This is a genomic window from Planctobacterium sp. AWH2_060, assembly GCF_056158425.1.
Genome location: NZ_JBSWTG010000001.1, coordinates 1,478,364 through 1,501,845 on the forward strand (window position 1 = coordinate 1,478,364; position 23,482 = coordinate 1,501,845).

The window sequence follows — 23,482 nt, forward strand, 5'->3', positions numbered from 1 at the left end:
CCAAATTTAAATCTCGCAAATTTTTTGGCGAGAATAGCTAAGAAAGAGAGCTTTATGCAATTAACTAACAAACAAAAACAACACCTGAAAGGATTGGCCCACAGCCTGAAACCAGTGGTGCTTTTAGGGGGCAATGGCCTGACTGAAGGTGTTATGGCTGAAATTGATGCAGCCCTGGCGCATCACGAGTTGATCAAAGTCAGAGTGCCTTCTGAAGACAGAGAAGAAAAGAACTTAATTATGGATGCCATTGTGCGTGAATCAGGCGCGATAAAAGTGCAAACCATTGGCCACATGCTGGTGCTTTACAAGCAATCGGAAGAGAAGAAAATTGAGTTACCTAAAAAGTAACAGTGCTTCTAACCGTTAGAACTAAAAAAGCCGTTCAATCGAACGGCTTTTTAATGTCTTCAGCAAATAATAGCTTAGATATATTGCACTTCGATTATCTCGAACTCTTTCGCGCCTGAAGGCGTCTGAATGGTAGCAACATCGTCCAGACTCTTACCAATTAAACCGCGGGCAATGGGTGAATTAACCGAAATCAGATTACTTTTAATATCGGCTTCATCATCACCAACAATACGATAAGTGGTTTCTTCGTCCGTATCCAGATTTAACAGGGTTACCGTAGCACCGAAAATCACTTTGCCATTGTTGGTCATTTTCGTGACATCAATGATCTGGGCATTGCTCAGTTTGCCTTCGATGTCCTGTATACGACCTTCGCAAAAGCTCTGTTGTTCACGAGCTGCGTGGTACTCTGCATTTTCTTTCAAATCGCCATGCTCTCGCGCATCAGCGATTGCATTGACAATTTGCGGACGCTTTACGGTTTTCAGTTCGTGCAGCTCCGCTTTTAGCATTTCAGCCCCTTTGGCTGTCATCGGAATTTGATTCATTTTGTTATTCTCTTATGTAACTCCTGCACAGAATTAACAACGTTGCGATCATCCGAAGCATGAGCGTTTATGGTGGCAAAAGCCCCGTTCATGGTAGTGGTATAAGCGACTTTGTTCAGTAGTGCTTCTTTACGGATGTATACGGAGTCAGATATGGCCTGACGTCCTTCAGTTGTGTTAATTACATAGCAGTATTCGCCGTTTTTGATAGCGTCAACAATGTTTGGTCTGCCTTCAGACAACTTGTTAACCACATCACAATCGACATTCGCGTTGTTCAATAACCGGGCGGTTCCACTGGTGGCTTCCAGTGCAAAACCTTTTTGTAGCATAGCTTTACCCAGTTCTACAGCGCGATTTTTATCATTATCTCGCAAAGACAGCAAGACTTTACCTTTTTTCGGTAACGGCGTACCCGCGCCCAGGTTGGCCTTTGCGTAGGCCTGAACAAAGCTCTCGCCAACCCCCATAACCTCACCGGTTGAGCGCATTTCAGGACCAATCAGCGGATCTACTCCCTGGAATTTCGCAAAAGGGATCACCACTTCTTTTACCGAGTAATATGGTGGGATCACTTCTTCCATCTCGTTTTGCTGCTGCAAAGTCTGGCCCACCATGGTACGCGCGGCAATCTTAGCCAACGGCTTGCCCGTTGCTTTGGACACAAATGGTACGGTACGCGCAGCACGCGGATTTACCTCTATCAGATAAACCTCACCATCTTTAACCGCAAACTGGGTATTCATCAAACCGATGACTCCCAGCTCCAGCGCCATGTCTTTAACCTGTTGACGCATTACATCCTGTACCTTTTTCGGCAAGCTGTAGGTAGGCAATGAACAAGCTGAGTCGCCTGAGTGAACACCGGCTTGTTCAATGTGTTCCATAATGCCGCCAATGGTCACATCTTTGCCGTCACAAATGGCATCCACGTCTACTTCAATGGCATCGTCCAGGAATCTGTCTAAGAGCACCGGAGAGTCATTTGAAACACTAACAGCTTCGTTCAGGTAGCGTTTCAAATCCTGAATGTCGTAGACGATTTCCATCGCGCGACCACCCAAAACATAAGAAGGACGCACTACCAATGGGAATCCGATGTTTTCAGCTTCCGCCAGTGCCTGCTCCATATTGCTGACCGTAGCATTGGCTGGTTGTTTAAGTTGCAGCTTGTGTACCATCTGCTGGAATCGTTCGCGATCTTCAGCGCGATCAATGGCATCAGGTGGCGTACCTATGATAGGCACTCCCGCTTCTTCCAATGCTCTTGCCAGCTTAAGCGGTGTTTGACCACCGTACTGAACGATAACGCCTTTGGGCTTTTCAACCCGAACGATTTCCAATACGTCTTCCAGCGTTACCGGCTCAAAATACAAACGGTCTGACGTGTCATAGTCAGTAGAAACAGTTTCCGGGTTACAGTTAACCATGATGGTTTCGTAACCGTCTTCACGCAACGCCAAAGAAGCGTGTACACAGCAATAATCGAATTCAATACCCTGACCGATACGGTTTGGACCGCCACCTAAGACAATAATTTTGTCTTTATCAGATGGGTTTGATTCACACTCTTCGTCATAAGTGGAATACATGTAGGCAGTTGTAGTAGAAAACTCAGCAGCACAAGTATCAACACGCTTATAAACAGGCAATACTTCGTTTTTAACCCTTAAGTCACGAACGTCAGATTCAGCCAGTTTGGTCAAATCTGCGATACGGGCATCGGCAAAACCTTTGCGCTTAATTTTTCTCAGAAAATCACCGCTTAATGCAGCAACGCCTTGCTGTTGCATGTGCTTTTCCAGGTTCACGATGTCTTCAATTTGCACCAGGAACCATCTGTCGACGTTGGTGAGATTAAACACCTCATCCACCGACATACCAAAGCGGAAGGCATCAGCAATATAGAAAATGCGCTCTGCGCCAGCTTCAGTCAACTCTCTCACTAACTGGTTTTTAGCATCTGCCGCTTCCAGGTCGAGGATTGGATCAAAACCGTTTACGCCGATTTCTAAACCGCGTAATGCTTTTTGCAATGATTCCTGTTGATTGCGACCAATGGCCATCACCTCACCCACAGATTTCATTTGGGTGGTCAAACGGTCGTTTGCACCTGAAAACTTTTCAAAGTTAAAACGTGGGATCTTGGTAACCACATAATCAATTGCTGGTTCGAAAGATGCCGGGGTCAATCCACCGGTGATATCGTTAGCCAACTCATCCAGGGTATAACCTACTGCCAATTTGGCCGCGACTTTGGCAATTGGGAAACCAGTGGCTTTAGAGGCCAAAGCCGATGAACGTGATACCCGCGGGTTCATTTCGATAATAACCAAACGTCCATCTTTCGGGTTCACGCCGAACTGTACGTTAGAACCGCCAGTTTCAACACCGATTTCACGCAAAACCGCCATGGCGGCATTTCGCATAATCTGAAATTCTTTATCAGTTAAGGTTTGCGCCGGTGCAACGGTAATGGAGTCACCGGTGTGAATACCCATAGGATCAAAGTTTTCTATGGTACAGACAATGATGCAGTTGTCGTTTTTGTCACGCACCACTTCCATTTCGTACTCTTTCCAACCAATCAGTGATTCATCAATCAACAATTCGTTAGTGGGTGAAAGATCCAGACCGCGGCGACAAATTTCTTCAAACTCGTCAACGTTATAAGCGATACCACCGCCTGTTCCGCCCATGGTAAAAGAAGGCCGAATGATGCAAGGGAAGCCGATACGGCTTAATACGTCGTGGGCTTCTTCCAGCGTATGAGCGATCTCAGCGCGAGGACACTCAAGACCAATAGATTTCATGGCTTTGTCGAAGCGCTCGCGATCTTCAGCTTTATCTATGGCATCAGCCGTGGCCCCAATCATTTCTACATTGAACTCAGCCAGTACGCCGTGCTTTTCCAGATCCAGTGCACAGTTCAGTGCTGTCTGACCACCCATGGTAGGTAATACTGCATCAGGACGCTCTTTAGCAATGATGTTTTTAACCACTTCCCAGTGAATTGGCTCGATGTAGGTTGCATCAGCCATTTCTGGATCAGTCATGATGGTAGCAGGGTTGGAGTTAACCAGAATAACCCGATATCCTTCTTCGCGAAGGGCTTTACACGCCTGAGCACCCGAATAATCGAATTCACAAGCCTGACCGATGACGATTGGGCCTGCGCCCAGAATCAAAATACTTTGTATGTCGTTGCGTTTTGGCATTGTCGGATCCTGTTACTTACGTGCTTGCATGAGTTCAATAAAGTGGTCGAATAACGGCGCGGCGTCATGAGGCCCGGGGCTGGCTTCAGGGTGTCCCTGAAAACCAAAGGCAGCTTTGTCTTTGCGATGAACACCCTGCATTGAGCCATCAAACAACGAGGTGTGAGTGACTTCCAGATTCTCGGGTAAGTTACTTTCTGAAATGGCAAAACCGTGATTCTGGCTGGTGATCATGACCACGCCACGTTTGTGGTCTTTAACTGGATGGTTAGCGCCGTGATGACCGAATTTCATTTTCTCAGTAGTCGCACCCGATGCTAAACCTAGCAACTGATGCCCTAAACAAATACCGAACACCGGAATGTCAGTCTCAAGAATTTGTTGAATTGCCGTGATAGCATAGTCACAAGGCTCAGGGTCGCCAGGACCATTGGATAAAAACACGCCATCGGGATTTAGCGCTAAAACTTCTTCAGCGGAAGTTTGCGCTGGCACTACGGTTAATTTACAACCACGTGATACCAACATACGCAAAATATTGCGCTTTGCACCAAAATCGTAGGCAACCACGTGAAAGTCCGGGTTTTCTTGTAATTCAGAATGGCCCTTGCCTAGCTCCCAAACGCCTTCTTTCCACTCGTACTTTTCTTTAACTGAAACCACTTTTGCCAGGTCCATACCCTTCAAACCCGGAAATTCCTGAGCCATTCTTAAGGCTTTCGCTTCATCCAGGTCCGCTCCGGTGATAATACAGCCGTTTTGTGCGCCTTTATCACGCAGAATACGGGTCAGACGTCGTGTATCAATATCCGCGATACCCAAGACATTACGCGCTTTTAGATAGTCAGACAGTGATTGTTCGCTGCGGAAATTACTGGTAACTAATGGCAAGTCACGAATGATAAGCCCCTTAGCCCAGATTTGTTCAGATTCTTCGTCTTCTGAATTGACACCCGTATTTCCTATGTGTGGATAGGTTAAAGTGACAATTTGTTCCGCGTAGGAGGGATCAGTAAGAATTTCCTGATATCCCGTCATCGAAGTGTTAAATACCACTTCCCCAACTGAAATACCTTCGGCTCCAAATGCAGTGCCTTTAAAGACAGAGCCGTCTGCAAGTACAAGTAGCGCTGAATGCGTCAAAATAACCTCCCAAATGCGGTAATATTAACGTAGCCAGTCTGCCAAACACCCATAAAAAACGGGCTGTTTCTAAGCTTATTACTAAACTTATTTACATCCCGTTTTTCTGGCTAAACTGATAATTTTTTGAGTACAACTTAGGTTCAACCTAAATTTATGGCAAATTCCGCGTATTGTAGAGCAACATCGCGAATTGGTCCATATTTAATTTGATTTTTCACCCTTTTAAGCCCTTTAACACGATTTCCTATCCAAACGGTCAAAAATTCCAGTTAACATTTCATAAACATGCTTGTTTTAGCCTTTTAAGCCTAAAACATCCTGCATGTCATAAAGCCCGGTTGGCTGGTTTACAAGCCACTTAGCTGCTCTAACAGCGCCTTTGGCGAAGGTTAAACGACTGGACGCTCTGTGGGTCAACTCTATACGCTCCCCCAACTCTGCAAACATAGCGGTATGCTCTCCGACGATATCGCCGGCGCGGATGGTAGCAAAGCCAATAGTCTGTTGCTCTCGCTCACCAGTGTCGCCTTCACGACCGTAGACAGCGCACTCATTTAGATCCCGTCCCAGTTCGTCTGCGATTACTTCACCAATCGCTACAGCGGTACCTGAAGGGGCGTCCTTTTTAAAGCGATGGTGAGCTTCCCAAATTTCGATATCAGCAGTCTGGCCCATTACTCTTGCGGTCTGGCGTACTAAGTTAAATAACAGGTTAACGCCAATACTCATGTTTGCCGCAAATACCACAGGAACCGATTGCGCAGCTTCTGCAATCAATGCTTTTTGCGATTCATCAAGCCCGGTAGTTCCAATCACAACAGGGCGCTGCTGCGCCACACATAACTCCAGATTCGCTGCCAGCGCTTCTGGTAGCGTAAAGTCGATCATCACATCAACCGGTAATTTACTGGTATCAGAAGTCGTTAATACGCCCTGCTTAGCCGTACCTGCCAACTCGCCAATATCAAATCCTTGCCATTTCGACGACGCTCTGACATGCGCATAATTGAGGTTGATATCTTGTTCCTGCAAATGGGCTTCTATTAACGCCCTACCCATACGCCCATTGGCACCAAATATTCCACTATTTACCAGACTCACCGGTTTACTCTCTGCTACATAATTTGCTGCCGATACTAGCGTTTTAGCGTTGTTTTTTCCATAAATGCATGAGAACAAAAGGCTATAATACCAATCAAAATACCTGACATTAACCGAAGTTAAAAAACCACAGAAATACGTTAGACTTGAACCTCTGGTGATATAAGGAAAGAGAATGAATTCAAATAATAAAAAATCGTTACTGGTTTGGGACCTGCCGGTTCGGCTGTTTCATTGGCTTTTAGTATTAGCTTTAGCAGGGCTATGGTTTACCGGTGAACAAGGCGATGACTGGCTAACATGGCACTTTTATCTTGGTTATTTTGTGCTGGGACTCATTATTTTCCGAGTATTATGGGGTGTTTTCGGTACCCGTTACGCCCTGTTTAAACACTTTATTGTTTCTCCGATTAAAGCGATTAGCTCACTAAAGCAACAACAGGATACCCCGGGACATACGCCATTAGGTGGTTATATGGCCTTGTTGTTAATGTTGGCAGTGTTGCTGCAAGCTATAAGTGGCCTGTTTACCAGCGACGAGATCTTTACCGATGGTCCCTGGCGAAGTGTTTTAAGTGCTGAGTATCAGGACTTAGCTGACTGGGCTCACCACAACCTGTTCACTTTGATTCAGATCGCGGCCGCCATTCACATTGCTGCCGCCTTCTATTATTTATTGTTCAAGAAAAATAACCTGATCATGGCCATGATCAATGGCAAGAAAATGATTGACCAAGAGCAGCGCATTGCGTCTTCAAAATTGTGGCTGGCGCTGGTTATGCTGTTGATAGCAGCAGCAATTATTTATATTTTGATAACCCTCGCGCCTGAAGCTAGCCTGGATGACTATTACTAATCAACGTGCCCATTAAACTGAAAAGGGCCATTAAGGCCCTTTCTCTGCAAAGTATGTTGAATACCTAAAGATAATACTTACTCAGCTTTAAACACGTCATGACAGCCTTTACAGCTTTTACCTACACCGCCTATAGCTGAGCGAAACTGGGATTCATCACCGGCTTTAGCAACAGCCTGTAATCGTTGCGCTGCGGTAGTTAACGCCAGGATTTTTTCGTTGAAGTTGTCTGGCTCTTCCCAAATTTTATCCAATGCGTCGGTTTCCAGGTCATGCTCTCTGGTATCCGTAGCCAGGTAGTCAGCAATCATTAAACTCAATTGCTCCAGGCGCATACCGTTTTTTTCCATTACCGCAGCATCAAAAGGTTTAACCCCCTTCGCCATGGCGCCTAAATCTCCCATATTGCTGCGGATCAGCTGGAACAAAGATTGTCTGAATTTAAGTGTGTTTCGTGCTTCTTTAACAGAAGCCGCTTCCTCTTCGGCAATTGCCACTGAAGAAATTAGCGAAAACGAAAGCATTAGCGCGATAATTTTTTTCATAGTAAACCTGTTGTATTCATTATTGGACGTGATGCCTTATTAAAAACGTTAAAGGCCTGCAAATAAAGACCTTAAAATAAAAAACCCTCTAAAAAAGAGGGTTTTATCAAAATTAATTCTAAAGGATTGGCTTTTTAGCCTTTCAGATCATCAAAAAACTGTTTAACACTGTCGAAAAAGCCCTTTTCCTTTGGACGATACTTTTCCTTTTCAGAATCCATGGTTGAATCAAATTCTTTCAACAGTTCGATTTGACGGCTATTCAGGTTTACCGGTGTTTCCACCAACACCTTACACATTAAATCACCCACAGCGCCACTGCGAACCGATTTAACGCCTTTGCCGCGCAGTCGGAACATTTTGCCGGTTTGGGTTTCCGCCGGAATTTTTAACTTAACCTGACCATCCAGGGTAGGCACATCCAGCTCGCCACCTAAAGCTGCCATAGTAAAGCTCAGCGGAACTTCACAGTACAGATTATTTTCGTCGCGAACGAAGATTTCATGATCGCGCACATTTACCTGAACATACAAATCGCCAGGAGGAGCACCGGCTTCTCCGGCTTCACCTTCACCAGAAAGACGAATTCTGTCACCCGTATCCACGCCCGCAGGAATTTTAACCGACAGGGTTTTGGTTTCTTCTACACGACCATGTCCATGACACTTACGGCAGGGATCAGAAATGATTTTACCTTTACCACCACAGGTAGGACAGGTCTGCTGTACCGCAAAAAAGCCCTGACGCATTTGTACCTGACCGTTACCATGACAGGTGGGACAGGTTGTCGGTGAAGTGCCTTTTTTAGCACCGGAGCCGTCGCAAGAATCACAGGATACCAGGGTGGGTACCTTGATTTCGACTGATTTACCTCTGACGGCATCTTCTAAAGACATTTCCAGGTTGTAGCGCAAATCTGCGCCCTGTCTGGCACGTCGACGACCGCCACCACGGCCACCACCGAAGATATCACCAAACACATCGCCAAAAATATCACCGAAGTCAGCCGCACCGGCTCCTGCACCGCGATTAGGATCAACACCAGCGTGACCAAACTGATCATAAGCAGCGCGTTTTTCTTTATCGCACAGGATTTCATAAGCTTCCTGGATTTCTTTGAACTTCTCTTCAAGTTCTTTATCGCCCGACGTACGGTCAGGGTGATACTTCATCGCCAGGCGCTTATAAGCCTTCTTAATTTCGCGTTCTTCGGCCCCTTTGCTGACACCGAGTACTTCGTAATAATCTCTTTTTGACATGGAGATAATATGTCCCGTCTTTAACCTTGCTTCAGAAATCTTAAGCAGATTTCCGTTTCAGATATTAAACCTGTTAACACAAACAAGGGCGCAGTCTGAGGTGCGCCCATGTTTCAATCAACAGCATCACGATACTGATGCTGTCCTTTCCTTACTTTTTGTCGTCTTTGACTTCTTCGAATTCAGCGTCAACAACGTCATCCTGAGGCTTGCCAGAAGACTTAGCACCTTCACCGGCAGCAGCTTCAGCCGCTTGTGCAGCCTGAGCAGCTTCCATCAGCTTGCCAGACGCCTGAATGAGCTCCTGAGTCTTAGCTTCGATTTCAGCTTTGTCTTCGCCTTTCGCCGCAGTTTCCAGCGCAGAAAGCGCCGTTTCAATCGCAGACTTGTCTTCAGCGCTTAACGCGTCACCAGACTCTTCCAGTTGTTTCTTGGTGCCGTGGATCATAGCGTCAGCCTGGTTACGTGCCGATACCAGTTCTTCGAACTTCTTATCTTCCGCCGCATTATCTTCGGCGTCACGTACCATTTTTTCCACTTCTTCATCACTCAAGCCAGAAGAAGCCTGGATAGTGATCTTCTGCTCTTTGCCTGTATCCTTATCTTTCGCAGATACGTGCAGGATACCGTCAGCATCGATATCGAAAGTAACTTCGATTTGTGGTTCACCACGACGTGCCGGACGAATACCTTCCAGGTTAAACTGACCCAGCGACTTGTTACCAGAAGCTTGCTTACGCTCACCCTGCAGTACGTGAACCGTTACTGCTGCCTGGTTGTCGTCTGCGGTTGAGAACGTTTGCGACTTCTTAGTAGGAATCGTAGTGTTTTTCTCAATCAGCGGAGTCATCACGCCGCCCATAGTTTCAATACCCAGAGACAGTGGTGTTACATCAAGTAACAATACGTCTTTTACATCACCGGCTAATACGCCGCCCTGAATCGCCGCACCTACAGCTACCGCCTCGTCAGGGTTTACGTCCTTACGAGCTTCTTTACCAAAGAACTCTGTAACGTATTTCTGTACTAAAGGCATACGTGTCTGACCACCCACCAGAATGATGTCGTGGATGTCAGAAACTGACAGGTCGGCATCCGCAAGAGCTTGTTTAACAGGCTCAAGAGACTTCTTAACCATGTCTTCAACTAAAGACTCTAACTTGGCACGTGTTACCTTGATAACTAAGTGCTTAGGACCAGAGGCATCAGCTGTGATGTATGGCAAGTTAACTTCTGTTTGTTGTGCAGAAGACAACTCGATTTTGGCTTTTTCACCAGCTTCTTTCAGACGCTGCATCGCCAAAGGATCTTTGCGCAGATCGATACCCTGATCTTTCTTAAACTCGTCTACCAGGTAAGTGATAACACGGTTATCGAAATCTTCACCACCTAAGTGAGTATCACCGTTTGTGGCCAATACTTCGAAAGTGTGCTCGCCTTCAACTTCATCAATCTCGATGATTGAAATATCGAAGGTACCACCACCTAAGTCATAAACAGCAACAATGTTGTCGCCTTTCTTCTTGTCCATACCATAAGCCAGTGCCGCAGCAGTTGGCTCGTTGATAATACGCTTAACTTCTAAACCAGCGATACGACCAGCATCTTTAGTGGCCTGACGCTGAGAGTCGTTGAAGTAAGCAGGAACAGTGATTACCGCACCAGTTACTGGCTCCCCCAGATAATCTTCTGCTGTTTTCTTCATTTTCTTAAGCACTTCAGCAGAAACCTGAGGTGGTGCCATCTTTTCGCCTTTGGCTGCAACCCATGCATCCCCGTTATCAGCCTTAACAATTTCATAAGGCATGATGTCGATGTCGCGCTGAACCTCAGCATCTTCGAAGCGACGACCAATTAAACGCTTGATTGCGAATAAGGTATTTTTAGGGTTTGTCACCGCCTGACGTTTAGCTGGCTGACCAACTAAGGTTTCACCATCTTGTGTATAAGCGATGATGGAGGGAGTTGTGCGATCCCCTTCTGCATTTTCAATAACTTTTGCTTTATCACCATCAAGCACTGCAACACATGAGTTTGTAGTACCGAGGTCTATACCAATGATCTTACCCATCAGAATGTCTCCAACTTAAAATTCTTTAAAACTGTATTTTTAATAGGGTTGCTCAGACTTTTTTCAACAAAGCGGCACCCAGTTTTTTGCATTTTTTTTACGCTTCGGTGTTTACACCTTCAGAAGCAGCGCGAGAAACAGCCACCATAGCTGGTCTCACCAGACGACCATTTAACTGGTAACCTTTCTGCATTACAGCGATTACCGTATTAGGCGCAACGTCTGCGGATTCCTGCATAGACATAGCCTGATGCAGTTCCGGGTTAAAAGGTTGTCCTTGCGGATCGATAACTTCTAAACCAAATTTCTGTACTGTTGCCACAAATGATTTGTGGGTAAGCTCAACCCCTTCCAAAATTGGCTTCATTTCGTCACTGGCATTATCAGAAGCCTGTAACGCGCGCTCCAGATTGTCGATAACAGGTAACAACTCACCGGCAAAACGCTCTAACGCGAACTTCTTCGCTTTGTCTACTTCGCCTTCTGCGCGGCGGCGAGCATTTTCTGCTTCCGCTTTGGCGCGCAACACTGAATCCTGCTGTTCAACCACAGTTGCCTGTGCTTTAGCCAGCTCAACTTCCAGTTCTGCGATACGCTGTTGCTCTACGGTTTCCAATACCGCATCAACGGTTTCACCTTGAGGTAACTCCTGAGATTCATTTTCAACCGCTTCTGGCTGCATCTCTTCAGGGTTTACTGCTTTGTCATTTTGAACGTCGTTACTCATGATTTTGCAATCCGAAAATGTATGAAAATTGAATTAGGGAGCTAGATGGGGATGGTTACAGATGATTCAAGTTACAATTTGTCATATTTTTAATATTGTTGTGAAAAGCCTGCGAATGAGGGCAATTATCTTGTCGTTTAAAATCGATTTGGTGTATAACAAGGCTGTTTGTTTTAACTTTTCCTTGAGCCAACCCTATGCCCCCAATGTTTGAAACAGTTGGTCTGATTGGTAAACCGAATCATTCTGGCGCCAGCGAAAGTCTCCGAATTCTGTACAAATTCCTAAAGAATCAAGGCTGTAATGTGTTGGTTGAAGAGCGTGTTGCTAATGTTCTCGACGAAAATAACCTGGAAGTTCGGGACATGGTGTCGATTGGCAAAAGTGCACAATTGGCCATTGTGGTGGGCGGTGATGGCAACATGCTCGGCGCAGCGCGGGTTTTATCCCGTTTCGACGTGGCCGTAGTAGGTGTTAACAGAGGGAATTTAGGTTTTTTAACAGATATCGCACCAGATGAAATAGAACGGCAAATGACCGATATTTTTGATGGCAAATTTAACAGTGAAGAACGCTTTTTACTGGAAGTAGAAGTTCATCGTCACGGTGAACTCAAAAGCAGCAACGCGGCCATCAATGAGGCCGTTCTGCACCATACGAAAGTGGCGCACATGATGGAGTTCGAATTGTACGTCGATGACATGTTTGTGTTCAGCCAACGCTCGGATGGTTTGATTGTCGCCACACCAACGGGATCTACCGCTTATTCCTTATCTGGTGGCGGCCCAATACTGACACCCAACCTGGATGCCCTGGCGATAGTGCCTATGTTTCCTCACACACTCAGCAGCAGACCCATAGTAGTAGATGCCAATAGTGAGATAGTCTTAAAAGTATCAAACGACAACACCGAAAACCTGCAGGTTAGTTGTGACAGTCATGTCATGCTGGCTGTGGTACCGGGTGATGAAATCTTGATCCGCAAGAACCCCAGCTCACTGCATCTCATCCACCCCAAGGGTTATAGCTATTTCAATGTACTGCGCACCAAACTAAATTGGGGCAGTAAACTTTACTAAGCTTTTGTAAATATTTTTTGCACAAACACTAGACAGCGACAAAAACATGTATATATTTACAGTTAACTGTATACCTATACATGGTTTTCGATATGCTTACACAACTCTCCGTTAAAAATTTTGCGATTGTTAAATCTCTGGATATTGAATTTAAACAGGGAATGACCGCCATCACAGGCGAAACCGGAGCCGGTAAATCCATTGCAATTGATGCCCTGGGTTTATGTTTAGGTGAACGGGCCGAAGGCAACAGCGTGCGTAAAGGGGCGAAAAAAGCCGAAATCACCGCCTGTTTTAATATCAAAAACAATCCTCGCTGCCTGACCTGGTTACAGGAGCACGATTTAGACGACCATGACGACACCTGTATTCTGCGCAGGGTAATCTCCAGTGAAGGACGCTCACGTGCCTATATCAATGGCAGCCCAGTGCCCTTGCAACAACTGAAAGAACTGGGTCCCAAATTAGTCGCCATTCACGGGCAGCACGCTCACCAGGCTCTGCTAAAAAGCGATGCCCAACGAGCCTTACTGGACAGTGATGAAGTCATTCAAAAACAACTGAGCGAACTAAAAACCCTGGTATCCAGACACAACAAAGTACAACAGGAATTGGAGCAGTTAAATCAGCTGCGACAACGCAGCGAAGATCGCAAAAACCTGCTGTCATACCAGCTTACCGAATTGGACGAGTTCGGCCTGTTGGACAACGAATTTGAATCCCTGGAAACTGAGTTTCGCAAGATGAGCCACAGCCAGTCGTTGCTGGAAGACTCGCAAATCAGTTACCACGAATTGTGCGAATCTGAACAGGGCAATGCTGCTAGTATCATTTCTCGCTGCCTGGAGCGCATCAGCGATCTGGTGGAACACGATGAAAGCTTAAAACCAGTGCAGTTAATGCTGCAGGAAGCGCAAATCAATATTGATGAAGCCGGTGTTGAACTATCAAATTACGTAGAATGTCTGGAAATCGACCCGCTCAAAATGCAGCAAACCGAACTGCGTTATTCCAAAGCGATAGAGTTAGCCAGAAAGCACCTGGTTCAGCCAGAAAGTCTGTACCAGCACCATCAACAACTAAAAGCAGAGTACCAGTCATTATTCGACAGCGAAAATAAAGGTGAAGCGCTACAAGAAGAACTGCAGACATTGAAAAATGATTATCTGCTACTGGCTGACAAACTACATGCAACCCGTTGCAAAGTGGCTAAGCGATTACAAAAAGCCGTAGCGACTGAAATACGCCGCATGAACATGCCAGACGCAGAATTTGAAATTGCTGTTACCGATAGCCAAAGAGATAAGATAAACAGCAAGGGCCATGATCATATTGAGTTCCTGTTGTGCAGTAACAAAGGCATGAATATGGAAAAACTGGAAAAGGCCGCATCAGGTGGTGAGCTCTCCAGAATTGGTTTGGCTCTACAGGTATTGGGCAACAAAACTCACTCGGTGCCTACATTAATATTTGATGAAGTGGATACCGGCATCAGTGGCAGTACCGCTTCGGTGGTAGGCGACTTGCTGAAAACCCTGGGAGACAACGAAGCTCAGGTATTTTGTGTTACCCACCTCCCCCAAGTGGCTGCCAAGGCACGCAACCAGATGCTGGTAACCAAGTTTTCTGATGGCAAAACCACAGAAACACATATGACCCCGCTGGACGAAGACAAACGCGTAGAAGAGTTAGCAAGGTTATTAGCAGGCGATATTCTCACTGATACAGCTATTGCTAACGCCAGGGCCTTACTACAAAACTAACCAAGTTAAAGCATTCCTATTGATACAGGGCACAAAAGTGCCCTGCTCTTCCGTGGCTCACAACCCCCAGGTATCGAATATCGGTAAGTTTAATTCGGGCAAACCAATCGTATCTCCATTAGATCCAACAAAAAATAAAATCGCCGGGAACAATTGAGTTGATGTCGTTGTCATTAAACAGTAGGATTCACAGCGGTTTTCCACTCAGGAATGAAAAGAGAAGCATGAAGTTAAAGTTGTTATTATCATTAATTCTGGCTGTTGCCATTACCGGATGTTCCAGTTGGATATACAGAATTGATGTCGGTCAGGGAAACTATGTTATTCAGGATGACGTAGACAAATTGCGCATCGGCATGACCAAAGAGCAGGTTCAATTTGTTTTGGGTGCACCGGTTTTAAGAGACAGCTTCGACGAAAACACCTATTACTATATCTATAAAATTAAGCGTGGTATGAAGTCTCGTGGTGAAGACTTCCGCAAAGATCTGGTGTTACATTTTGACGATGGCAAACTGGCTAAAATGACCGGTGATTTTGATCAGCCTGAAGACTTTAACACGCCATTAGATATCTGATATCCAAAGCAACCGTTGAAGAGCTATCGCTTTTTAGCTCTTCCACCGGTGACTTTATCCGCTCTACCTTCTTCTTTAGCCTTTTCCGCTCGACGACGTCTTGCTTCTTTGGGATCGGCAATCAAGGGACGGTAAATTTCCACGCGATCCCCATCTTCAACAGTGTCGCTTAATTTACAAGTGCGATTCCAAATACCCACAGCATTTTGGGTCAGGTCGATCTCAGGATAACGCTGTAACATACCGGACTCCTGAATAACTTCTTCAACGGAACTCCCGGCAGCAACCACAACATCCAGGAGTGTTTGTTTATCCGGTAACGCAAATACCACTTCCACTTTCGCGGTCTTATTTTTCACTTCCTGTGACTCAATAGCGGTATCTGGTGGTGTATTATCAGCCACGGTAAACCTCCTTTGCACGTTCAGTAAACGCCTTTACCATACTATTTGCCAAACTACTAAACACCTTACCAAATGCCAGTTGTGCGATGGAGTTACTGAATTCAAACTCCAATTCCAGCTCAATTTTACAGGCATTTTCGGCCAGTTCAGTAAAGCGCCAGCCACCTGTAAGGCGCTTAAAAGGCCCGTCCTGCAAATTCATACTAATTGCACTATCTTTAGTGAGTTCATTGCGAGTAGTAAACCACTGTTTTACCCCCGCTTTTGATACTAACAAGGAAGCCACCATTAACTGCTCTTCCTGCTCCAAAACACGGGCACCGTCACAACCGGGCAAAAACTGCGGGTACTGCTCAACATCATTAACTAAATCATACATTTTCGCAGCACTAAATGGCACAAGGGCACTGCGATGAACCGCTGGCATTGAATCTTACTTCCTTATGAGTCTGATAACGAAAAACAGAAATAGTAACATGTAACTTACGATTTGATGCAACAAACTAGAAGACAATTATTTACGACTGCGTATAATACGCCGCCATGAAGAAGAAGCAGAACAAATCCAATACAAGCGGAACTATCGCACTGAATAAACGTGCCCGTCATGACTTTTTCTTAGAAGAAAAGTTAGAAGCCGGTGTCGCTTTGCAGGGCTGGGAAATAAAAAGTATCCGGGCCGGTAAAGTAAACCTGAGCGACGTGTATGTGCATGTCAAAGATGGGGAAGCACATTTACTTAATTGCCGAATTACGCCACTGGAATCAGCGTCATCTCATGTAATATGCGATCCGGTTCGTCCCAAGAAACTACTTTTGCACCGCCGCGAACTCAACCGCCTGGTAGGCAGTGTTGAGCGCCAAAGCTATACCGTCGTGGCAACCGCCATGTACTGGAAAAAGTGCTGGGTAAAAGTAGAAATTCATCTTGCCAAGGGTAAACAAACCCATGACAAACGCGATTCCATTAAGGACCGTGACTGGGCGCGACAAAAAGAGCGCATGATGAAACACAAAGCCTGATCCGGCTATTTGCAGCCTGGCAGTTTTATGTTAACCTCCTTCCCCCTTTTTCGCTGAGGGGTATGGCAAAAGCCATAAAATCAGTGAACTCTGGGTTGAAAACCTCGAACAGCGTTGCTATGTATTTAAGTACAGGCAAGTGTTCTACACCAGTTTTGACAACATAAGCCGATAAAGGGTTATGTGAAAAGAATTGGGGCAGATTAGGATTCGACGGGATACACGAAACCCAAGGTGCATGTCGAGGGGCGGTTGGCCTCGTAAAAAGCCGCAATTAAATAGTCGCAAACGACGAAAACTACGCACTAGCAGCTTAATAACCTGCATAGGCCCTCCCACTTCAGCCGTTGTCTTTTCGTGAAGGCTCGGGAGGTCATACTAAAAGACTAGCGAGGGAACCTCGTCTGAGGGTGAACCGCGAAACAGTATCAGACCAGCCACGAGAAATCCTGTTTGTCGGAGTTCAACTGGTTAAATAAAAGACAGACTACACATGTAGGACCGAGGATGTAGGTATTGCGGACGGGGGTTCAAATCCCCCCTGCTCCACCAATTAGAAACCCCATACCGAAAGGTATGGGGTTTTTTATTGGTGGAGCGGGACTGACCCGCGCAGGGGGTGCGTATTCCCTTTTTTATGTACAACCTAAATATTTATTCCTAATTTAGAAAATATTTCACTCCAATACGAAGACTTATAGGAGGTCGATGGGTGAGTGATGCCAAGTAGTTTTAGTTCTTTATTTTTATATGGGTATTTGTAGAAAAAATCACCACAATCTTCACTTGCAACATAGTGTCCGTATCCTATGTCTTCAGGTAAGGCATCCCAGACCTTATTGCCCCAGCTTATTATGATATCGGGATTAAGCGTTTCAATAACTTCCAGAAATGCTAACCTATCTTTTTCTTTTGAATAGTCAAAATGCTGAGTAAGGCGGCTGGCGTTACCGGCTGGGATTTGTAAATAGTTGTAGAATGCAACGGAATTCCACAGTTCGATGGGGCTGCGTTCAGAGTGAGCGCTACAGTTTACCAAGCTATTCATGAACTTTGTAAAAGTAGATTTCCACTTCCCACTTAACTCTGGATTTAAGTAATCGGTAATAACTCCTGTAGTAAAATCACAAGCCTGCTTATGCTCACCACCCCAAATACCGATATCAGACTCATCAGCGTAATGCGAATCACCTAAAACCAGAATTTTTTGACTGAAAACTGAGCCGTCTAAGCCATACTCACTTCCAATCCAAGGTCTAAAAAATACTTTTTCCATATAGTCACTCCATTAATCGTTGATAAACAAATCTTCACCTTGCAACTGACAGCACCGGCTTCCTCAGGTGATAATTCTATTTGCCAAATTGACACTGTTAAAAATACGGAACGGATAAGAATTTCCGATCCGAAATCTAATTTGCCCCAAGCTTAAATCATTCCTGTACGGGGTAGCAGTTATAAAAACTTTATGAGCGTTAACACCACCTACCAAGCTACTCCATAGGTTCATCCCTTTGCTCCACCAAACCTTCAGAAGGTCTGGACTTCTCCAGACCTTCTGAAACCCTTTCATATCAAGTCTTTCAGCCAAACCATAAAAAATCACCATTTCTTTTTCATTTAATGCAAAAGCACTGCTTTTTGAATTGTTTTATCTTCACTAAATGAAAGACCAACTCTTATCTCATTCGCTTTTAACATCTTTAATTGCTCATGAATCAACTTCTGTTGAACTCGATAATTATCCAAGTTTTCTAACATTAGATCATGCGTATTCATTACGCTGTACTCTATGTTTTCTCTTCTTAACGCTAAAGTATCTGATGAATTGAAAGTGGCTCTTTTAAAGATCTTCTTAGTTTTGCTTAGGCTCAAGCGTTTAAACTCACTAATTAACTTACGCCATTCATCATTTTGAATAACCGGCCTCGTTAAGCTTTTTTCATGCGGATCAATGTATCCAAGAAGGGCCGTAGAGATGTTGTCAAATTTCAATATTAAATCATAATAATGTGATATTGCTTTGCCGTTTTCTAGTAACCTTTTAACTTCAGTGTAAGAAGCCCCTGTACCAAAAGTATCTTTATCTTCTAAGGTCTTCATAGCACCGTTCAACTCTTCAAATTTACCCAGCGCCACTTCAACCCACTCATGTGAATCGACAATACAGCTTTCCAAATTTGTTATAACAGGAGATCCTTTTTCTAACTCAAGCTTATTCTCTGAGGTTTTATCCAATACTTCTTGATAATAATTGATGGCGCCTTTAATTTTTGCCTTTTCGACTATTTCCATGTGTTTTTGAATTTCATTCAATTTGGCATTAAGTTGGTCAATTTTTTCAGTAATTTCAGAAAGATGCGCTTGCGCTACAGCAATACTAACAAGATGATATCCACCGGTTAGAAAGCGTTTCATTTTCCCGCCTTCCACAATACGTCCTTTACCTACTATTTTCCCTGTTTTTGGTTCAATTACATCAGCCAAAACCTCATTAGTTTTTGTTGTCTGCATAATATAACTGCCACTATCTAAGCCTTTTTGGGTGTTGGGCTTAAAAGCTAATTCGATACTTTTATTAGGGATAGATATGCCACCTTTAACGATATCGCTCATAAGATGTGTTGCCCATTTGCTTAAATCTTTGTTGTCACTAATATCAATTGCGTTTTCTGGGAACTTAAACAACTGGTGGACAGTAACCAGATTTTCACCTGATTGATTTTGGATAACACAACCAGATATATTACGTGATTCAGAATCTTCGATACCTAATTGAAGTTGATTATTGAGTTCTTTAATTTTGTCATTCTCAGTTTGCATAGCCAATAGTTGCGTTTCGTAATCTCGAACAGCTATGGCCTCTTTCTCACTTTTAAACCGAATTAGCTTTTGTCTTTGCTTGAGGTAGACCACAACAAATACTAGAAAACTGACTCCAAGCGCACCTGACAATAGTAGGTTCAATTCCATTCTTCATTTCCTTTATTTTTTAATTTTCAATAACCTAACCAAAGGCTAACCTGATTACCCATTTAGCTCAGCCAGCTTCAATAGCTTATACGGCATAGGTGGTGTTTTAACTGCCGCCTTTGCTAATCTGGGCAACAATCTTCGTAAATTAAATCGGTTGTTAAATCTGAAACAATACTCTGCCAGATGACGCGGAAGGTGCTTTGAGGCTATCGCGTGGCAGCTCCCTCTCAGCGAGTTCTTAACATTCCCGATCATGGTGTTGCCCCAATTAAAAGCCGGATGCTCAAGCTTTTCCAGATCGCCTCCCGTCTTCGCATAAAAGTGATGTCTGTCTTCGCTTGCTACAGCGCGGAAGCAAGGTAATCCGTCAGAAATCACAATGGCTTCTGGCAGAACATGCTTATCCGCCCATTTCCGCATAGCGTGGCTTCTGAACCCTTCAACAACTGTCATTTTCATTCTGGTGGGGTGACCTTCTTCATTCAGTGCAACCGCAGCAACAAACGGGGTTTTACCCGATGCGCCGCGTCCGCGCTTTCCCCCACGACGTTCACCTCCCCAATAGACATCATCCAGTTGAATAATGCCGCCAATCTGGTGCTCGTCTTCACTTTCTTTCATAGCCTGCAACAGTTTGTGTTTCATCTTCCATGCAGTGTCATAATTTACTTTGAGCTGACGCATTAGCTCCATGGCCGAAATACCTGTTTTAGACTGCGTTAGCAGGTGCATCGCCATAAACCACTTTGTCAGTGGCAGTCGGGTCTTATCAAATACTGTACCGCTGGTCAGTGATTGTTGATGTTTACAACGATTACACTGCAACGTGTTACGGCACTTCAATTGACAATGCGACTTGTGACCGCATTCCCGACATACAAACCCTGAAGGATAGCGCCACCGGAACAAGGCTTCTCTGCACTTTTCTTCGGTCCCATAATCTTCCATCAACTCAAAAACGCTATACCCTTTTTGAAACTGCACTTTGTTCTTCGCCATTTCTGCACCCATTAAATACTGTTGTTATATACAGTGTAGCGCAGGATGCTCAAAATCGGTAATCAGGAAGGCTAAAGCTATAGTTTGCCAGCGAATGCTTTTTGGCTTAGTGAGTTGAATGCATTTGATGCTTCCACTGCTGATTTTTGCATTGCTAATTTAGACTTTCGTACTTTGACTACTGCATCGTGATATTTATCCACGAGCTTTTCATCAGGCACAAGTACATTAAAGTTTTTCAATTCCACGGGCGAAATATGTGGCACTGTAGTTTCCGTCGGGCAACAGTGCTTTTCAAAAGCCTTTGACAATATGCTGGCATACAGAAAGTCAGTATACTTTGGATTTTTGGGTCTTATTCTCGCAACACGCTGGACAAGATAAGTATCCCTTTCATTTTCTGGGAATACACAAACTTTCAATCCACTAGAAATCCACGGACGGTCCATTGCCAAAATGACATCTCCAGACTTTATTTTATAATTTTGAATTCCAGCTAATTTTTCTTTATTCCAGTAGACCGTATCTTTCCAATCGAAATATCCAGTCAAGGTATTGGCTCCACGACAAAGCCTTATCGAATCTTCACCATCGTCAATATATTCAGCGCTTTTAAACGCATAACCAGAAATTACGTCTGAGAGTTCATTTAACTTAACTTGAGGTAATCCCCTCGGATTTAAAACAGGATCGCCGAACATATCCAGGAAGACGCTGCGGAGGAAGTCGTCGGCGAGGTCGATGGCTTGTTGGCGTTTGCAGCGCACACTGTCGGCTTTATCTAAAATCGCGGCGATGCGTTTTTGCTCTTTGAGTGGTGGTAGTGGGATTTTAATTTTTTCAACAAACGCGGGACGTGCTCGCACTAAAGATCCCCCGACACCAGCAACGGTATTCATGAACTGATGATGAAAACCATCTGAAGTTAAGAAATGCTTGAGAAATCGGGGATAGAAACGCTCATCTCTAAATATGATCCATTCGCCAGAGCCTATCTGCCTATGCACCATTTTATCGGGAACGACCCAGCAACGTCTTATATGAGGAACAATCTTAGAGAGAAGAACATCATTTGGTTCAATACAACTCTTCGAAGAGCCTATATCCCTACCCAACAGAATTTCTGGTTGATCTGAATCATAGGCGGGTATACTAAATAACTCGAATGTTTCTTCTGGAAATTTTATCGGGTTAACAGAACCACCTCGTTTCAACATCAACTCTGATGCTTGTACTGTTGGCCAACTCACAGCATCTCCTCCAGCGCTTTCAAATCAGCCAAAATCTCATTTTCCAACGCCACCAACTTACTCAATATCACTTTTGGCGCTTCATACTGCTCTTCTTCGTAAACCACTTCTTTGTAGCGGTTGATGGATAGGTCATATTTGTTTGATGTGATGTCTTCTTTGCTTACCCAAAACGCTTTTCGGGTTTTATCATTTGCTTCGGTTTCAGCTACCGCTTTGTCACGGGCTTTAAATTGTGCAACTAAATCTGGCAGGTCGTTATCTTTAATTGGTGTCCGCTTATCATCTAGCGAGAAGCCATCCGCCTGCACATCATAAAACCATACATGGTCGGTAGTACCGCCTTTGGTGAATATTAAAATCGCCGTTGATACACCCGCATACGGTTTAAATACACCGCTTGGCAGTGAAATTACGGCTTCAAGCTGGTTATTATCCACCAGCAATTGTCGCAATTGTTGGTGCGCTTTAGATGAACCAAATAACACACCGTCAGGTACGATAGTCGCACTGCGACCACCCACACGTAACATACGTTCGATTAGAGCAACAAATAGCAACTCAGTCTTTTTGGTTTTTACTTTACGTAAAATCTCAGGGCAAACGTCTTCCTCGTCTAAAGACCCTTTAAACGGTGGATTGGCGAGAATAATTTCCATGCCGTCTTTAGCTTCATTCGGAAATTTTTCTAAGAAGGATTGGCTTAAGGTGTCCTGATAATGGATATCAGGCTGTTTAATGCCGTGCATCACTAAGTTCATTGCGGCAACACGTAACATGGTGGCATCAAAATCAAAGCCGTGGAACATATCGGTGTCGATGTGTTTGCGGGCCTCTTCGTTAATTAAATCACCCGAATACAGAATATTTTCCAGCTGTTTACCGTTGCTGTCGAGCAGCGGCTTGCCATCAATATCAAATAGCGGCTCGCGTTCAATGGCGTCGGTTGAGGTGTATTTTTCAAGTAAGTACTCGTAAGACACCGATAAAAAGCCACCTGTGCCCGTCGATGGGTCGCAGATACGGCTGTTTTTATCCGGGTCCATCATTTCTACCATTGCACGAATAATATGGCGTGGCGTTCTAAACTGGCCGTTAATACCTGCCGTGGTTAACTTGCTTAATAGATATTCGTATAAGTCACCTTTGGTATCAGAGTTTTCTAGTGGCAAGTCGTTAACCATCTCTACCGCTTTAACCAATAACGACTGTTTTTGGATCATCAACTGCGCGTCTTTCATAAACTCGTTGAAAATAGCGCCTTCGGTTGATTCATCATCATTGGCTTTAGAGAAATACGGGAATAGCTCGTCCTTAACCACTTTATAAAGCTCTTCCGCGCCTAAATGACGTAGGTTCTGCCAACGCAAGTGCTGTTCGTCGTCATTAAATCGGCGTGTAAAGGGCTTTTGGGTTCTGGCGAAACGCTTTTCATCGGCTTGCTCATTCATATCTAGCATACGGGCATACATTAAAAAGGTAATTTGCTCGATTACCGTTAGCGGGTTGGTAATACCGCCCGTCCAAAACTCTTCCCAAAGTTTGTCTATTTTGCTTTTAAGCTAACCTGTGATCATTTGGTATC

At 44.6% G+C, this 23,482-nt stretch carries 21 protein-coding genes and 1 other RNA gene; 7 read left to right on the forward strand and 15 right to left on the reverse strand.

Annotated features, from left to right (window positions below; translation table 11 throughout):
• Positions 1-54: 54 nt before the first annotated feature.
• Positions 55-351: a ribosome assembly RNA-binding protein YhbY gene (gene yhbY / locus ACXAD8_RS06490; protein ID WP_475226347.1), complete on the forward strand. Its 297-nt coding sequence runs from the start codon at positions 55-57 to the stop codon at positions 349-351.
• A gap of 74 nt (positions 352-425) precedes the next feature.
• Here the strand turns inward: yhbY and greA are convergent, their stop codons facing one another.
• From greA to dapB, 4 genes are all read right to left on the reverse strand, one after another.
• Positions 426-902 carry a transcription elongation factor GreA gene (greA, locus tag ACXAD8_RS06495; RefSeq protein WP_475226350.1) on the reverse strand — a complete coding sequence of 159 codons (477 nt, stop codon included), beginning with the start codon at positions 900-902 and terminating at the stop codon, positions 426-428.
• Positions 899-4,120: a carbamoyl-phosphate synthase large subunit gene (gene carB / locus ACXAD8_RS06500; RefSeq protein WP_475226352.1), complete on the reverse strand. Its 3,222-nt coding sequence runs from the start codon at positions 4,118-4,120 to the stop codon at positions 899-901. The genes greA and carB overlap by 4 nt, the downstream gene beginning before the upstream one ends.
• Before the next feature lie 12 nt (positions 4,121-4,132).
• Complete coding sequence (gene carA, locus ACXAD8_RS06505; RefSeq protein ID WP_475226355.1) at positions 4,133-5,263, reverse strand: glutamine-hydrolyzing carbamoyl-phosphate synthase small subunit; 1,131 nt, start codon at positions 5,261-5,263, stop codon at positions 4,133-4,135.
• 297 nt (positions 5,264-5,560) lie between these two features.
• Positions 5,561-6,361 carry a 4-hydroxy-tetrahydrodipicolinate reductase gene (gene dapB / locus ACXAD8_RS06510; protein WP_475232900.1) on the reverse strand — a complete coding sequence of 267 codons (801 nt, stop codon included), beginning with the start codon at positions 6,359-6,361 and terminating at the stop codon, positions 5,561-5,563.
• 181 nt (positions 6,362-6,542) lie between these two features.
• Between dapB and ACXAD8_RS06515 the strand changes: the two genes are divergently transcribed.
• The gene (locus ACXAD8_RS06515; RefSeq protein ID WP_475226357.1) at positions 6,543-7,223 is read left to right on the forward strand and encodes a cytochrome b/b6 domain-containing protein; all 681 of its coding nucleotides are present in this window, start codon (positions 6,543-6,545) and stop codon (positions 7,221-7,223) included.
• Between the two features lie 77 nt (positions 7,224-7,300).
• Here the strand turns inward: ACXAD8_RS06515 and ACXAD8_RS06520 are convergent, their stop codons facing one another.
• The 4 genes from ACXAD8_RS06520 to grpE all read right to left on the reverse strand — a co-directional run bounded on the left by ACXAD8_RS06520 (position 7,301) and on the right by grpE (position 11,825).
• A complete protein-coding gene (locus ACXAD8_RS06520) occupies positions 7,301-7,768 on the reverse strand; it encodes a c-type cytochrome (protein WP_475226360.1) in 468 nt (155 codons plus the stop codon).
• A 134-nt stretch (positions 7,769-7,902) separates the two neighbouring features.
• A complete protein-coding gene (gene dnaJ, locus ACXAD8_RS06525) occupies positions 7,903-9,027 on the reverse strand; it encodes a molecular chaperone DnaJ (RefSeq protein ID WP_475226363.1) in 1,125 nt (374 codons plus the stop codon).
• 151 nt (positions 9,028-9,178) lie between these two features.
• Entirely contained in the window at positions 9,179-11,098 is a 1,920-nt protein-coding gene (dnaK, locus tag ACXAD8_RS06530; RefSeq protein WP_475226366.1) for a molecular chaperone DnaK, read from the reverse strand.
• Between the two features lie 97 nt (positions 11,099-11,195).
• Positions 11,196-11,825: a nucleotide exchange factor GrpE gene (gene grpE / locus ACXAD8_RS06535; RefSeq protein WP_473023096.1), complete on the reverse strand. Its 630-nt coding sequence runs from the start codon at positions 11,823-11,825 to the stop codon at positions 11,196-11,198.
• Positions 11,826-12,022: 197 nt separating this feature from the next.
• On the opposite strand from grpE, the gene nadK reads away from it, so the two are divergent.
• The 3 genes from nadK (at position 12,023) to ACXAD8_RS06550 (ending at position 15,245) form a co-directional block, all read left to right on the forward strand.
• Complete coding sequence (gene nadK, locus ACXAD8_RS06540; RefSeq protein ID WP_475226370.1) at positions 12,023-12,904, forward strand: NAD(+) kinase; 882 nt, start codon at positions 12,023-12,025, stop codon at positions 12,902-12,904.
• 92 nt (positions 12,905-12,996) lie between these two features.
• Positions 12,997-14,667, forward strand: coding sequence for a DNA repair protein RecN (gene recN / locus ACXAD8_RS06545; RefSeq protein WP_475226373.1), 1,671 nt, complete (start codon positions 12,997-12,999; stop codon positions 14,665-14,667).
• Positions 14,668-14,891: 224 nt separating this feature from the next.
• On the forward strand, positions 14,892-15,245 hold the full coding sequence (locus ACXAD8_RS06550) for an outer membrane protein assembly factor BamE (RefSeq protein ID WP_475226375.1): 354 nt from the start codon (positions 14,892-14,894) through the stop codon (positions 15,243-15,245).
• 23 nt (positions 15,246-15,268) lie between these two features.
• Here ACXAD8_RS06550 and ACXAD8_RS06555 read toward each other — a convergent pair whose 3' ends face one another.
• Together ACXAD8_RS06555 and ACXAD8_RS06560 are read right to left on the reverse strand one after the other, a co-directional pair.
• A complete protein-coding gene (locus ACXAD8_RS06555; RefSeq protein ID WP_475232901.1) occupies positions 15,269-15,604 on the reverse strand; it encodes an RnfH family protein in 336 nt (111 codons plus the stop codon).
• Between the two features lie 37 nt (positions 15,605-15,641).
• Positions 15,642-16,076 (reverse strand): type II toxin-antitoxin system RatA family toxin, encoded by a 435-nt coding sequence (locus ACXAD8_RS06560; protein ID WP_475226378.1) that lies wholly within the window; start codon positions 16,074-16,076, stop codon positions 15,642-15,644.
• Between the two features lie 116 nt (positions 16,077-16,192).
• Here ACXAD8_RS06560 and smpB point away from each other — a divergent pair, with 116 nt between their 5' ends.
• Positions 16,193-16,672 carry an SsrA-binding protein SmpB gene (gene smpB, locus ACXAD8_RS06565; RefSeq protein ID WP_229530599.1) on the forward strand — a complete coding sequence of 160 codons (480 nt, stop codon included), beginning with the start codon at positions 16,193-16,195 and terminating at the stop codon, positions 16,670-16,672.
• 195 nt (positions 16,673-16,867) lie between these two features.
• Positions 16,868-17,224: a transfer-messenger RNA gene (gene ssrA, locus ACXAD8_RS06570) on the forward strand.
• A gap of 94 nt (positions 17,225-17,318) precedes the next feature.
• Here the strand turns inward: ssrA and ACXAD8_RS06575 are convergent.
• The 5 genes from ACXAD8_RS06575 to ACXAD8_RS06595 all read right to left on the reverse strand — a co-directional run bounded on the left by ACXAD8_RS06575 (position 17,319) and on the right by ACXAD8_RS06595 (position 23,447).
• Complete coding sequence (locus ACXAD8_RS06575; protein WP_475226380.1) at positions 17,319-17,948, reverse strand: hypothetical protein; 630 nt, start codon at positions 17,946-17,948, stop codon at positions 17,319-17,321.
• A 344-nt stretch (positions 17,949-18,292) separates the two neighbouring features.
• Positions 18,293-19,645, reverse strand: coding sequence for a hypothetical protein (locus ACXAD8_RS06580; RefSeq protein WP_475226383.1), 1,353 nt, complete (start codon positions 19,643-19,645; stop codon positions 18,293-18,295).
• A gap of 54 nt (positions 19,646-19,699) precedes the next feature.
• Positions 19,700-20,647, reverse strand: coding sequence for an IS1595 family transposase (locus ACXAD8_RS06585; RefSeq protein ID WP_475226386.1), 948 nt, complete (start codon positions 20,645-20,647; stop codon positions 19,700-19,702).
• Between the two features lie 77 nt (positions 20,648-20,724).
• On the reverse strand, positions 20,725-21,897 hold the full coding sequence (locus tag ACXAD8_RS06590) for a restriction endonuclease subunit S (RefSeq protein ID WP_475226389.1): 1,173 nt from the start codon (positions 21,895-21,897) through the stop codon (positions 20,725-20,727).
• Positions 21,894-23,447, reverse strand: a complete 1,554-nt coding sequence (locus ACXAD8_RS06595) for a type I restriction-modification system subunit M (protein WP_475232903.1) — start codon at positions 23,445-23,447, stop codon at positions 21,894-21,896. Before ACXAD8_RS06595 ends, ACXAD8_RS06590 begins: the two co-directional genes overlap by 4 nt.
• Positions 23,448-23,482 lie beyond the last annotated feature (35 nt).

Coding starts and splice junctions, on each gene's coding strand:
- yhbY (WP_475226347.1), top strand. CDS start 55: ATGCAATTAACTAACAAACAAAAACAACACCTGAAAGGATTGGCCCAC.
- greA (WP_475226350.1), bottom strand. CDS start 902: ATGAATCAAATTCCGATGACAGCCAAAGGGGCTGAAATGCTAAAAGCG.
- carB (WP_475226352.1), bottom strand. CDS start 4,120: ATGCCAAAACGCAACGACATACAAAGTATTTTGATTCTGGGCGCAGGC.
- ACXAD8_RS06515 (WP_475226357.1), top strand. CDS start 6,543: ATGAATTCAAATAATAAAAAATCGTTACTGGTTTGGGACCTGCCGGTT.
- ACXAD8_RS06520 (WP_475226360.1), bottom strand. CDS start 7,768: ATGAAAAAAATTATCGCGCTAATGCTTTCGTTTTCGCTAATTTCTTCA.
- dnaJ (WP_475226363.1), bottom strand. CDS start 9,027: ATGTCAAAAAGAGATTATTACGAAGTACTCGGTGTCAGCAAAGGGGCC.
- dnaK (WP_475226366.1), bottom strand. CDS start 11,098: ATGGGTAAGATCATTGGTATAGACCTCGGTACTACAAACTCATGTGTT.
- grpE (WP_473023096.1), bottom strand. CDS start 11,825: ATGAGTAACGACGTTCAAAATGACAAAGCAGTAAACCCTGAAGAGATG.
- nadK (WP_475226370.1), top strand. CDS start 12,023: ATGCCCCCAATGTTTGAAACAGTTGGTCTGATTGGTAAACCGAATCAT.
- recN (WP_475226373.1), top strand. CDS start 12,997: ATGCTTACACAACTCTCCGTTAAAAATTTTGCGATTGTTAAATCTCTG.
- ACXAD8_RS06550 (WP_475226375.1), top strand. CDS start 14,892: ATGAAGTTAAAGTTGTTATTATCATTAATTCTGGCTGTTGCCATTACC.
- ACXAD8_RS06560 (WP_475226378.1), bottom strand. CDS start 16,076: ATGCCAGCGGTTCATCGCAGTGCCCTTGTGCCATTTAGTGCTGCGAAA.
- smpB (WP_229530599.1), top strand. CDS start 16,193: ATGAAGAAGAAGCAGAACAAATCCAATACAAGCGGAACTATCGCACTG.
- ACXAD8_RS06575 (WP_475226380.1), bottom strand. CDS start 17,948: ATGGAAAAAGTATTTTTTAGACCTTGGATTGGAAGTGAGTATGGCTTA.
- ACXAD8_RS06580 (WP_475226383.1), bottom strand. CDS start 19,645: ATGGAATTGAACCTACTATTGTCAGGTGCGCTTGGAGTCAGTTTTCTA.
- ACXAD8_RS06585 (WP_475226386.1), bottom strand. CDS start 20,647: ATGGCGAAGAACAAAGTGCAGTTTCAAAAAGGGTATAGCGTTTTTGAG.